At 39.6% G+C, this 13,526-nt stretch carries 11 protein-coding genes; 1 reads left to right on the forward strand and 10 read right to left on the reverse strand.

The window, feature by feature from the left end; all coding sequences use genetic code 11:
* Positions 1 to 2: 2 nt before the first annotated feature.
* The 6 genes from ACFQ0C_RS35360 to ACFQ0C_RS35385 all read right to left on the reverse strand — a co-directional run bounded on the left by ACFQ0C_RS35360 (position 3) and on the right by ACFQ0C_RS35385 (position 6,769).
* On the reverse strand, positions 3 to 899 hold the full coding sequence (locus ACFQ0C_RS35360) for a glycosyltransferase family 2 protein (RefSeq protein WP_379374092.1): 897 nt from the start codon (positions 897 to 899) through the stop codon (positions 3 to 5).
* 5 nt (positions 900 to 904) lie between these two features.
* On the reverse strand, positions 905 to 2,014 hold the full coding sequence (locus ACFQ0C_RS35365) for a glycosyltransferase family 1 protein (protein WP_379374094.1): 1,110 nt from the start codon (positions 2,012 to 2,014) through the stop codon (positions 905 to 907).
* Positions 1,999 to 3,153, reverse strand: a complete 1,155-nt coding sequence (locus tag ACFQ0C_RS35370; protein ID WP_379374096.1) for a glycosyltransferase family 4 protein — start codon at positions 3,151 to 3,153, stop codon at positions 1,999 to 2,001. Before ACFQ0C_RS35370 ends, ACFQ0C_RS35365 begins: the two co-directional genes overlap by 16 nt.
* Positions 3,154 to 3,194: 41 nt before the next feature.
* A complete protein-coding gene (galU, locus tag ACFQ0C_RS35375) occupies positions 3,195 to 4,073 on the reverse strand; it encodes a UTP--glucose-1-phosphate uridylyltransferase GalU (RefSeq protein ID WP_379374098.1) in 879 nt (292 codons plus the stop codon).
* 30 nt (positions 4,074 to 4,103) lie between these two features.
* A complete protein-coding gene (locus ACFQ0C_RS35380; RefSeq protein WP_379374100.1) occupies positions 4,104 to 5,930 on the reverse strand; it encodes a polysaccharide biosynthesis protein in 1,827 nt (608 codons plus the stop codon).
* A gap of 548 nt (positions 5,931 to 6,478) precedes the next feature.
* A complete protein-coding gene (locus tag ACFQ0C_RS35385) occupies positions 6,479 to 6,769 on the reverse strand; it encodes a hypothetical protein (RefSeq protein ID WP_379374102.1) in 291 nt (96 codons plus the stop codon).
* 201 nt (positions 6,770 to 6,970) lie between these two features.
* On the opposite strand from ACFQ0C_RS35385, the gene ACFQ0C_RS35390 reads away from it, so the two are divergent.
* Positions 6,971 to 9,391 carry a right-handed parallel beta-helix repeat-containing protein gene (locus ACFQ0C_RS35390; protein WP_379374104.1) on the forward strand — a complete coding sequence of 807 codons (2,421 nt, stop codon included), beginning with the start codon at positions 6,971 to 6,973 and terminating at the stop codon, positions 9,389 to 9,391.
* A 92-nt stretch (positions 9,392 to 9,483) separates the two neighbouring features.
* Here ACFQ0C_RS35390 and ACFQ0C_RS35395 read toward each other — a convergent pair whose 3' ends face one another.
* Genes ACFQ0C_RS35395 through ACFQ0C_RS35410 form a run of 4 tightly spaced genes read right to left on the reverse strand, consistent with a single transcriptional unit; the run spans position 9,484 to position 13,512 of the window.
* A complete protein-coding gene (locus ACFQ0C_RS35395) occupies positions 9,484 to 10,542 on the reverse strand; it encodes a glycosyltransferase family 2 protein (protein WP_379374201.1) in 1,059 nt (352 codons plus the stop codon).
* Positions 10,543 to 10,579: 37 nt separating this feature from the next.
* Positions 10,580 to 11,332, reverse strand: a complete 753-nt coding sequence (locus ACFQ0C_RS35400) for a glycosyltransferase family 32 protein (RefSeq protein WP_379374106.1) — start codon at positions 11,330 to 11,332, stop codon at positions 10,580 to 10,582.
* A gap of 46 nt (positions 11,333 to 11,378) precedes the next feature.
* Positions 11,379 to 12,941 carry a lipopolysaccharide biosynthesis protein gene (locus ACFQ0C_RS35405; RefSeq protein WP_379374108.1) on the reverse strand — a complete coding sequence of 521 codons (1,563 nt, stop codon included), beginning with the start codon at positions 12,939 to 12,941 and terminating at the stop codon, positions 11,379 to 11,381.
* Positions 12,942 to 12,966: 25 nt separating this feature from the next.
* Complete coding sequence (locus ACFQ0C_RS35410; protein ID WP_379374110.1) at positions 12,967 to 13,512, reverse strand: acyltransferase; 546 nt, start codon at positions 13,510 to 13,512, stop codon at positions 12,967 to 12,969.
* Between the last annotated feature and the right edge of the window lie 14 nt (positions 13,513 to 13,526).

The raw sequence follows: 13,526 nt of genomic DNA on the forward strand, positions 1-13,526 counted from the left end.
TACTAGCCTTCAATCTTGATGCTTCTGGTTTTAGACTTAACAAAGCAATACAGCATAATCCCGAGTGGAATAGCTATAATTGTAACTAACTTACAAGGTGATTCCTTGAGGAAGCTTCGGTTCTTGGCCATCAAACTACTCGACACATAATGTACGGACTGTTTAAACTTAAACAGCAAGCCGACAAAGGATAGTTTCATTAACTCCTTACGATAAAAAGCAAAGCCTTGGGGATTTCTTCGATATTGATTTAGCATGTTCTTCGTTGAACCATCAGGCAAATATTCCACACAGCATAAAACCTCATTCATTAGAAGCATTTCATATTGCTCGTCAAGCATGTAGTATTTATAAGCTAATCCCACATATTTTTCATTTTGGAAAAGAGGATATGGATAATTCCGTGTCAGCTCCGACCGATATACAAGCTTCTTATCACCCGTAACTCCATGCAGGTTATACAGATTAAAAAGGGTTGAGCTTTTTAATTGATCCGGTATCCTGGAGCCGATCAGCCGTCCATCCGTGTACGAATCAAGTCCTATTATTCCCCCCACTCTATCATTTCCATATTGATTCCAAAACGTAATGATTTTTTCGATTGCGTCATCCGGCATATAATCATCTGAATCAATGCATACATTTAATTCAGTAATGATGAGCTCATAAGCCGTATTATGTGCTCCATGCATTCCTTGATTCTCCTGCCAATGATAGCTAATAGGTATGATATTCTCAGCTATCCAGCTGTTTACAAGCTCTTTCGTATGATCTGTGGAACCATCATCAATGATTAGCCACACAAATTTTTTGGATGTTTGACGTTTAAGACTCTCATAGCAATTTCCAAGACAATAGGCTCGATTATAAGTAGGAGTAAACACAGTCAGCTGCTTCAATACATTCACCTCGACATCACTAAGTAAAAGTCTTGCGTCCGTTCTGCGATTTTTTTTATATCGTACCCTTTCTCGGATAACGTATTGGCAGGTATATTTCGCGATAGTTTCTTCGCTGTTGCATGTTTAATTTTATCAACCCAAATTTTGCTGTTTAACAATGGATTGTATTCGATCAAACCAATTTCCATATCAACCTCCTGTGATATCACATCCGATATAACACAGGGAAGCCCGGCTCCCTGCGCTTCTATAAGAGTGACAGGCAAGCCCTCATGCACGGATGGAAATACGAATACATCGAATGCTTGTAGCAATCGATTGATATCACTGCGTACGCCAAGAAATTTTACTTTTTCCTCTAAATTCAAGTCAGCCACTTTTTTTTCAATATTTAAGCGTAATGGACCATCACCGGCTAAAACGAGAATGGAATCCGGCTTCTCTTTACTCAGCTCCGCAAAAATGTCGATGAGAAAAGCATGGTTTTTCGGTTTATCAAATCTCCCGACATGCCCGACAACCAAATTAGTTTCAGAAATATGAAGTTCATTTCTTACCTCTTGTTTGACCTGTAATGAAAAAGCAAACTGCTCCGGCACGATACCATTATTTAAGATAGAAATCTGATACGTTTTTGTTGGAAACAGCCAATTGGCAGCTTTATTGGAGCATGCTAATAAATCCGTTGCATTAGGCAAGATGAACTGACCTGCAAACCATTTATAAATCTGCTTGGCTATTCCGCCCTCGCTTCTGGTGCTATGGCTATGCGCGATTCTCATAGGAATTCCAGCCTTTTTGGCTGAACGGAGCACCCATCCACTCATTTTATCCATATGGGAATGTACAACCTTATAAACAGGGTTCGCCGCAAAAAACTGATCCAAAGCTTTCAGATATCCAAAATGACCAATATCACTAACATATGGAATCCGATGGATCACCCCTCCCAGCTCCACTATTTCTGCGTCAAAAACACCAACATTACAGGTCAGGAAATCAAATTGAACCTTCGAGCGATCTATATTGCGATACAAATTCATTAAGAGGGTTTCTGCACCGCCACGGTTCATATTCACCACTACATGCAAAATCCTTATTGGACCGCCCACTTCACCACCTCCAATTCGTCCATAAAGCTGGTATATATATCGCTCTTCTCCACCATTACTTTGTTAATAGAATACATGCTCTCAATTCTGCTGCGACCTGAGCTTCCAAGCTTCATCCTCAAATCCTCATTACCTGCAAGGGCTCTAATCTTGTCAGACATTCCCGCTAAGTCATTCGGACTCATGATCCAGCCGTTCTCATCATTGTGAATCAGTTCTCTATGCCCTCTATTATCCGTCGCTACAACCGGCAAACCACAGGACATAGCTTCCATAATATTAACCGGCAAGCCCTCACGGAGACTGGAGGCGACAGCAATATCACACATCGGCAGTATCCCATCAATGTCCGTTCTATAGCCAAGAAAATCAACCCTGTCTGCAACACCCAGTTTATTGGCAAGCTCATAGCTTTCATTAAAAAGAGGCCCCTTACCAGCCAGCAATAGCCGGGCATAAGGAACCTCTTGCTTTATAAGGGCAAGAGCCCTTATAAGAAGCTGTTGATTTTTATTCGCATTAAACTCTGCAGCATAGAACATAAGAAAATCTTCCGTTTTATAACCGTTTTTTTGCTTTAGCTCGGCTTTATAATCATCAGTCACCGGGCGAAATCGCATAGGATCGATCCCCACCCCATGAACCTTCTCAATTCGCCTCGCCTTAAACCCATGCTGTATGCATAATTTGTAATCTTCATCATTTATCGTTATCAGGCAATCGGTATAATGAGCCAACAATTTCTCAATTGGATAATACAAAGCCCAGTTAATAAGAGGGGCTCCCTTGCAAAAATGAAACCCGTGAGCCGTATAGATTACCTTGGTTCCTTGTTTTCTCGCTTGTCGTGCAGCCAAACGTGCAAGAGCTCCCCCCATTGGCGTATGACAATGAATGATCTCATATTCGTTTTTATCCATTATGGCTTTCAATTCACTATAAGCTTTAATATTTTCCTTGTTCAAAGGTGACCTTTGGATCGGTATGCTGTACTTCCTATCCGTATAGGGAAGCTCCAGATCACCGTTAGCAGCAACATGAACCTCCCAGCCCTGCTCTTTAAACCATTGCAGATAAGGCAGATGGAACGCTTTAAAATGAAAATCAACCGTTGCACAGAACAATACTTTTTTTGGCACCTCTATCACCCATTCGAAGTATTAACCCGTTAGTTACAGGCTTACTTAATTAATTCTTTATCCAAAACCTTAGCCAGATAATCGAGTAAACCGTACCTGATGTCTTCACGCTGCAAGGCGAATTCGATTGTAGTCTGTATAAAACCCATCTTTTCACCAACGTCATAACGAATACCATCGAACTCGTAAGCATATACCGCCTCATGCAGATTCAATGCCGCAATAGCATCGGTCAGCTGTATTTCTCCGCCTGCCCCTGGAGCTTGATTGCCCAGAATGTCAAAAATCCGTGGGCTAAGAATATAACGTCCCATAATCGCAAGATTGGATGGAGCGTCTTCCTTCCTCGGCTTTTCAACGAGATGGCTGACCCCATAGAAGCGATCCTCTATCCTGATTCCATCTACAATACCGTACCGGGATACCTCATCATCGGGTACATGCTTAACTCCAATCACTGATGAATGATATCGCTCATATTGCTCAATCATCTGCTTCAGACAAGGTTTCTCGGCCTTGACAATATCATCGCCTAATAAAACAGCAAACGGTTCATTGCCGATAAACTTCCGAGCGCACCAAATGGCATGCCCCAGTCCCTTGGCTTCCTTCTGGCGAATATAATGGATATCAACCATTTTGGATGACTTTTGTACCTCGTTTAGTAAATCAAACTTCCCTTTCTCGAATAAATTCTGCTCCAGCTCAAATGAGTTATCGAAATGATCCTCAATAGCCCTTTTTCCTTTCCCGGTCACGATAAGAATATCTTCAATCCCTGATTCCATTGCTTCTTCTACAATGTATTGAATAGTGGGCTTATCAACAATCGGCAGCATCTCCTTGGGCATTGCCTTTGTTGCGGGAAGAAATCTTGTGCCAAGCCCTGCTGCTGGTATGATCGCTTTTCTTACCTTCATAAATAGGACACTCCTTTTTTATATAAAAGCTTAGCTGATGGATACCAGCTTGGGTGACACGCTATGTTTATTGTTCGCTAAATTAAGTAATTTCTCTCTTAGCTTGGGCTTCTCTAAAGTTGAATACGTAGAGATGATTTCGGCAATCTCTTCCATATACAGATCCGCAGTTTTACCAATATAAATTTTGGGATGAACCTGCTGCTCATGAACCTCCCCCTTTTGCAGCAACTCCTCGAAGAGCTTTTCTCCCGGTCTCATTCCCGTAAATTCAATACCAATTTCCTCAATGGAATTGCCTGATAGTTTGATCAAGTTTTTGGCAAGATCAACAATTTTTACAGGTTCACCCATGTCGAGCACGAAAATCTCCCCGCCTTTTGCAAGTGAACCCGCTTGTATAACAAGCCTCGACGCTTCCGGAATCGTCATAAAGTAGCGAATCATATCCGGATGAGTAACCGTGACCGGTCCTCCCTTTTGAATTTGTCTCTTAAATAATGGAATTACGCTTCCACGACTGCCTAATACATTCCCGAACCGAACGGCAACAAACTTTGTAAAGCTTGTTTTGTCGAAGTTCTGAATGATCATTTCAGCCAGCCTTTTCGTGGCCCCCATAACACTTGTTGGATTTACTGCCTTATCCGTAGAGATCATCACGAATATTTCCACACCATGCCGGTTAGCTGCTTTTGCAAGATTCATCGTTCCAATCACATTGTTTTTCACAGCTTCCTCAGGATTTCGTTCCATCAGAGGCACATGTTTATGAGCCGCAGCATGGTATACAACTTGAGGCCGGTAGGTATTCATTATGGACATCATTTTATTAGCATCTTGTATGTCCGCAACTTCCGTTATAAATTTGATTTGTGTTTCCTGGAAAGTATCCTTCAGCTCCATTTCAATGGAATAAATGCTGTTCTCCCCGTGGCCAAGTAAAATTAATTTTTCAGGATTAAACTTGCATATTTGCCGGCATATTTCCGAACCAATGGATCCTCCAGCACCCGTAACCATAATCACTTTATTCGTGATATACCCGGAAATACTGTCAATATGCAGATCAACGGGTTCTCTCCCCAGCAAATCCTCAACCTGTACATCCCGGAATTGATTAACGGAAACTTTACCGGTTACCAGATCCTCCAGCATTGGAAGAATTTGCGCCTTGGCATTCGTTTTCGCACATTCCTGAAAAATTCGATTCAATTCTTTTTTATTAAGCGAAGGAATCGCAATGATGATGTTATCAATGTTCAACTCTTGAACGGCACTTTCAATTCGATTAATTCCACCAACTACCGGAATGCCCAATATATCTAAATTATGTTTTTTGACATTATCATCAATAAAAGCGGTGGGCAATAATTCAGTATCATTATTCGTAATCAATTGCCTTGCAACCATAGTGCCTGCAGCACCCGCTCCGACAATCAGCGTTCGTTTCTTGTTGTGTACTTTTTTAATGTAGATATCCCGAATCATTCTCCAACAAAAACGTGAGCCTCCGATTAGCAAAATATGCAGCAGCCACGTTACAACAAGAAGTCGCAAGTAAATCGCTTGAACCATAATCTCCTGTACAATAGCTACGGTAACAATTGAAAAGGTGACAGCTTTAAAAATCATTAATAACTCGGATATGCTTGCATACTCCCAAGCCTTTTTATATAGCTTATAAATGATGGAAAAAACATGGTGGCTAAGCAGGAGCATGATTGAACTAACTACTAAAGGCAACGTTATAACATGAAAAGTAGCATTCACCAAAAATTGACTGAAGAAAATTGCGGTTAACACAATAAGCGAATCCATTAAAATTAATAACGGTAGCCTCTGCCGGTACGCCAATACAATCACCCTTTCGATTGATGCTAATTTGGTATTTAGTCAAATATAAATTCAAAATGAAATGAAAAAATTAAAGTTCTTAACTATAAGGTCTTTTCTGGTAAAAAACCCTATAGTTAAGAACTTTAAAAAAGGGCATCCAACCCCACCTCACACCACACTTTCGACGACTCGCGTCTAAGGTATATTTCAACCCACAGCATGGTCGAGTACCTCCATTGATAACGATAAGGAGACATCACCGAATCATGATTGAAAACAGGCTAATGATTAAAATTCGTTATAGAGAACGATATATCAAAAAAAATTTGCCTTCTTTTATCCTATATCCATAATGTCTTAACCTGTTAATCATATACTTACTGTTATATATAGGTATAATAGTAAAATAGAACCAGTAATCTGTACCTTTATTGTAGTTCTTTATAAAGAACGTGTCAACACAAACTTTTGCTTTCTAGGGGCATATTCTCCGGATTTCTTGTAGCTTTGCAGCCATTTACACATAAAAAAAACGTCGGCAAGCCGACGGAACAGCAGCAAGCTGATTAGTAACAGTACCATCTTTCCCATATATCATACGACTCCAGGTTTTTATCATTCCAATCTTTAAAGTTCCATTTCCAGTGCCAATCGTTTTTGTCTTTATTGTTTCCCCAATAGTTATACAAATCATCGTTCCGTCCATGATTTCCTAACAATGATGAAATAAAAAGCTCAAAACTGCTTCTCTTGGCATCCGATGAATTGCTTCCGTTCGATGCTGCAAAAGCCGAAGTTGGTACCATTAATGCACCAATAATAAGAGTTAGAAAGATGATCCTTTTCAGATTATGCATTGCCCTGACCTCCTTCCCTATAAAAAGTGACAATTGTTCGTTATTAAGAATTATACCTTAGTTTTACTAGTTTGAGAACGGAAAATTCACGATAATCTCTTATTTTCTCATTAAAATGTATGGATAACCCTAGGTAGTGATCCAATTATTTCTCTGAGGCATAACATACGCTATATAAAATGGAAAAGAGGTGTGAAATTTATGATTGAGGTGAACGCTAATCTCGGTGATCTTAGTGACGTAGACCTAACTACCAAGCTTCCCTCTAATAATGATTCACTTACTTACGACAGTAAATCATCGAAGTGGATTCCCGTACCCGTTGGAGCCGGTGTAGTTTCCTCAGGTCCTGGTTCAACCTACACTATTGAATTGGACAGGTGGAAAATCAATAATGATGGAACCCATTCAGCTGGCACAACCAAAGGAATAAACGATGCTTTGGGATGGGCCAAAGCTCAAGGGTATAATCATGTATTTCTAAAAAACGGAACCTATGCTTTACAAGCGGATCCTTCAACGCTTAATTGCATAGTCCTTTACAGCAACTTTCATTTCGAAATGGAGAATGGCTGTGTACTAAAGCTTGATGCCAATTCATCCCCTTATTACAATATTTTTTTATTGAAGGGGCTAAGCAATACAAAACTTACCGGTGGAAAAATTATCGGGGACAGACCCTCCCACATTTATCAGATCGGTGTTAAATTCGTTAGAGGTGGGGTAAATCCTGATGGTTCCCTAAATGATGATCCCAATTTTATCCGCAGTGAAACCATCGACCGATATGCGAACCCTGGATTGTTAAGCAAGTTTCGACTATGGAGTATAGATGGAGTTACAGCATCAGGCTATAACTTTTATCAGTATAAGGATACGGTATCCAGCAGCACCTTCGTAAATTATCGAAATAATGGCTTGTTTGCACCATCGGCACCGACAGGTCGCGGATGGTTCGATGTCATTGACAAGGCAAATAAAATGGTGTTTACCATTAATATTGCTAGCTCTCCCTTGACTGATGAACAGCTGGCTCAAATCAATGCAAAAGTAGATAATGAGAGCTGGACGCATGAATGGGGGGAAGGCATAAGCATATCCGGTTCTAATTATGTTGAAATTAGCGACGTGGAAATATGCGATTGCACAGGGGACGCCATAATTACGACCATATTGGATCACAGGGAAGATCCTAGTCTATATACACAAGAAGAGATGGGTTCCCACATCTATATTCACGATTGTGATCTCCATAATTGCAGAAGGCAAGGAATTTCTCTTGCAGGCTCCAACGACACTTATATATACAACAATAATATTCACAATATTGGTCAAGCTGACGATGGAACCGTAGATGGAACGCAGCCCATGTTTGGCATCGATATTGAATCCATGTGGTCTGAAACCAATATTCCGACATGGCGACCTGAATTAAACCAGATTGGCTTCGAGCTCAACACCAGAATCTATGTTTATAACAATTATATCCACAGCAACCAAAATGGCCATTTTGTAAATGCTGACGGAATAAATGTAACCATAGAAGGCAATACCTTCGAGGGCTGGAACGTTGGCGGAATTACCTCCTATTCAGCTAACTGGTATGTGAAGTATTTGAACAACACCTTTATATCAACCGAGCTGATGGTTCAAGGAGATAATTTCGTAAATGGAGCGGATTGCAGAGGCGCTAACATTAAGCTGTTCGATATTTCAGGTGCATATATTCAGAACTGTCATATTCAGAATGGCACTTTTTATGGCTATGAGGCGAATGGATATTTTGGAACACCGGCCAAAGTTGATGTGCCGAGTGGAGTATTCACTTATACGGCTCCTCACGGAATGGGCAATGGCGCCAAAGTATGCTTCGAGCAATGGGTAGGAACGGTTCCCACAGGAATCAGTGTCGATAAACTGTACTATACCGTTAATGTTACCTCTACAAGCTTCCAGGTAGCTGAGAATAAGAGTGGAACTCCTGTTGCTATTAATGATGCGGGAGTGGGCGGATTCAATATAAGCCGCTATAATTACGGGCGTGTATATATATCGGATATCGTAGTAGAAAGAGACTGGCTTGACAGCACTACAACCGGAGAGACCCGATTCAATCTGACCTTATCTGGTGGCGTAGTGAAAAATGTTACGGCTAAAAATGCGGACATGACGGTTGTTGCAGTTGAAAATTATGTAGGCCGGCCTAATACACTTGACGGAATTACAGTTATTGAGGATACCGCTATCTTCGGAGCATGCATTTTAACTAATGGCACATTCATACGCACGAAAACAAAAGCCATGGGCGGGGACGTCTACTTCGGCCAAAACAATCCCCTCTTTTCACGGAAAGTTATCGCGAGCAACTGTATGTTCCAGAATGTGCAGGTACGGTTCGAGGGGAATGCGACCAACAACAACAGTACCTATTTGAATTGTCTCATCGATAAATCTGACAATAATTACTCCTCCGCACTTACCAGCAGCTATTTGGAAGATACGTCCATTGGCTTTCACTGGTTAACACAACCGAATTCGATGACAATTGCTAAATGTGTGTTCAAAAATGTAACAACTGCAACTAATGCCAGCACTTTAATGATCGATAACACAACTATATAGGCTATTCTTTTATATAACCATTCGGGGGGCTGGCAGTACCAGACCATATTCGGTGCCGCAGCTCCCTTCACATTAAGCTAACTTTGACTCATTTAGACCACAGATAACTTGGAGAAAATATCCATTATCATCGTTTTTGCTCTTCTCTTTTTGTACATTTTTTTCCCCAATTCATATAAATAATCGATGTCCTTATCTTTTATTGCATTTAAATACTCCTGTGAAAAATAGGCGACTGAACCTTCGTTAACCAAACATTCCCTTACACATTCATTCGACACATATTCGGTTATGGTATCTTTAATTTTAGTTTCACTCAGCTTGCTGTTGATGATGTTGCACAAACAAGTCCTGAACGTATTTAACAGCATAATACTAATACCATTATATTGCTTCTGTTTAGTATCTAAATAATATTCATTGATGACTTCCTTTTGTATTCGATAGCCATTAATCATATCATCAAACAAATAGGACATATATTTGCTTGTAGATCCACCCACTCTGTAATAATACAATGCTTGGTCAATTACCTTGACTCTATTCGTATGAACGAGTATCTCCAGGTTATAAAACAGGTCCTCCCCCAGAAAACATATACGATCCAAATACTTTCCGTTATTGATCAGCAGCTCCCTTTTATACAGCTTGCCGCATAATGACGATGGGAATGAATGCCCATAGAAATAGGAGGTCACGAGGTCTCTCATAATGGCATCCTTATTATAAAGCCTGTCTTCATAAAAATATTGGTTGTCATTTTTTCTTTTGATTAGCGCTCCTCGGCCTAAAACTTTATACATATTGCAAACTGAAATGTCTGCTGAGCTTTCCATACATTTATTATAGAGCACATCCACCGTATTTTTATCGAGCCAATCATCGGCATCTACAAACATAACGAATTCAGAGGTTGAAGCTTCTACCCCCGTTCTCCGAGCAGCAATACACCCCCCATTTTTCTTGTCAATAATAACTATCCGTCCATCTTCTTTCTGATATTTTCTGCATACCTCCAAGCTATTATCGGTTGAACCGTCATTTACTAACATCACTTCAATATCTATGAACGTTTGGCTTAGTATTGATTTAATGCATTTATCGAGCCTTTTTCCTTTTCCTGCATTATAGATAGGCACTACTACACTCACTTTGCTCAAAAGCAAGACCTCCCCAATACCACCTTGGTTATAAGTAATTTTTTATGAATTTGGTGAATTTAAAATAATTGTTTTTACCCATCGAAATTTTAAGTGCCCTAATAATCCAACCCGTTATTTTAATTCTTAATCGTCTTTTTTGAGGGAGCCATGAACCAGCAAAATGATGAATAACATGCGAATTGTAAGTAAGCTGCATTTCTCCTGTCATCCAGTTTTTGGGGCAAAAGTAATCACTCGGATAAATATGTACATCATCCTTTAAAATTTGCATATGGTTTCCTATTACTAAATTGTACTCATCCTTAGTGATGCTAGTTATAACGCTTGTATTGGTCGTTACGTCCATGCTGCCATTGCTTTTATAGAATACATGGTTTTTGTAAAATTCTAGAAGTCTGCCTACCCAAGGATGTCCTTTTGCACATCCCATAATGCCTGTTGGTATATATTCATTACTTTCAAAGCCTGAAAAAGCGGATGTATCCAGAAATTTATCCAGACTTTTTAACACCTCAACGTCCGTGTCCATGTATATACCGCCATGATAGTAAATAACGTGAAGTCTGACATAGTCCGTAACGAAGGCATATTTCCCGGCATCATAAGCCTGCTTACAGTAGAGGTTGACATTTACATCAAAGTTATCTTCATTCCACTCTATAATCTGATAGTCAGGCAAATGCTTTCTCCAGCTGCTAATACATTTATAAGCTTGTGACGGCTTTTTTCCACGGCCAAACCAGCAATAGTGTATGATTTTGGGAATAGGCGTTTCCAAATAAATGACCTCCATATTATTTTCTTCTGCGTCCCTGAACTGAAACTCATTGAACATCACCAGATAAATCTCGTCTTTGCATTCGCTTGATTCTCTTCTGGAAGTTACCCACAATAGTAAGAAATACTCCAAACAAATATTTAAACTCATCTGTACGATAGAACATGATTACATAAATCACGTTAGGTAAAACAATTCCGACCAGTGCCTTCAGCAATAAATATACTAGATGATCAGCCGCGATCATATTGCACAGCACGCTTGTAACCAGACATGTTCCCAAACCAACGGCGGCGAAGTAACCGTATCTAACAAAGTAACGCAGCAGCGGCTTGTGGAACACTTTTTTATAAACGTAATAAGGCGTAGTCCAGAACGGAACGGCTATAGCACTGATGAGTGTTCCGATGAAGACTCCTGGCAATCCTAATTTATGTACCAACCAAATTGAAAATCCAAGGTTAATTGCCGCTTGATATAACGGTACGTACCTATCTTCATGAAAAATACCTGCTGTTGTTTTTAATGTAGTAATAGCATTTCTCATGCCCCGCTCATAGAAAGTAATCATTAACACGACTAAAATCGTCTTCCCCATAATGAATGAGGAGCCGATCCATAATGAGATAAAGGGTTCAATAATGATATAAAGAAATATGGAGAAAAGAGAGTACAACCAAAAATTAAGCAGCCAATAAACCTTAAACAAACTATATATTTTTTCTTTATTTTCGTTGGCGACCAAGTTCCCTATACTGTGATATATATTGTTAAAAACTTGATTAATAAAGGTTCTGCATATATCGATCAACATATTATAGTTTGAATACAGTCCGACTGCCGTTACGCTCACAAATGAAGAGATAATGATGTTGTCTGTACCAAAGATCAGATAGGTACCTATATTTTGCAGCATAATGGCCTTAACATTTTTGATAATGTCTTTCTTGACGACAGCATCTAATGTAGCTACCAGCTTTTCCTTCAAGAATGGGTACATTCGATCAACTATTACGGATAAGATGACGCTGTTAATTATTGTAATCAGGCTTTCGACGATTAAATATAAAATATAATTTTGAGTCGTATTCAGGATCCATATTTTTAAGGATGTAGAGACAATCGCCGATACCGAAAAAAGCCCCGTTATAATATAGCTTTTCTGGCAAACATTGAGGAACGAGCTTTTATGCTGAAAGAAGTAGGGGGCCACGGTATTGATCAAAAAAATGAGATAAATCAGGTAAATCTGATCGACACTAGTATCTTTGACAAAATAGTTCAGAAATGGCATCATCGCGAGTCCCAGCACTAAAATGACTAGAGCTATGACCAAATACGCCTTTTTATACAGCTTCATGAGCGCCTTGATTTTCTCTTTGTCGTTTTCCGCCACCGGCTTGTAAAGGCTGTACACAATACTTGAACCAATACCTACCTCAGCCAAGGAAAGCATAGCCAAAATATTCGTGAACAGTCCATTTACCCCTAAATATTCAATACCAAGGCTATTAATAAACACTGTACGTGAAAAAAAGCTTAGCAGCGTAATAATGAGCTGACTGCCTAAGCCGGTGGAAATATTAAGAACAGAATGTTTTACTCTCATCGTTTCTCCGTACTCTCATTGATATTTATAAATCATAGCCAAAATCATTTTCTAATTCTTTTCTTATTGTATTCATCTGTTCTTGCGATTTATAAGGCCAATAAGTATCGTAGACAGGTTTATCAATTAAATTTTGCTTATGTCTATCCAAATAATCCGATGTTTTTCCAACGACTCTCGCCGGATTCCCTGCAACTACGCTATTGTCGGGAATATCCTTGGTAACAATCGAGCCAGCGGCAACCAAAACATCATTTCCAATCCTCACATTGCACAATACGACGCTATTCCATCCAATAAATACCCGATCCCCAATCTTAACCCTTCCAATCTTCGACTTGCCCAAATAATACTTAGTACTTGCATCATGAGCCAATATGGAGCTGTTCGTTATGGTTACATCATCGCCTATCTCAATGAGCCAGCAATGACCATAATCGATATGACTGTTAAAAAAGTTAAAATTTTTTCCAACCTTCAACCCTCTTTCCTTTAACACTTCGATTTCTGTTTTGGGAAACCATTTATTCCTAATTCGAGCTTTTACCGAAGTCACCAATCTTGCTATCAACTCAATCACCTACT

The sequence above is a fragment of the Paenibacillus sp. GCM10027630 genome, from assembly GCF_042676305.1.
Taxonomy (GTDB): Bacteria; Bacillota; Bacilli; order Paenibacillales; family NBRC-103111; genus Paenibacillus_S.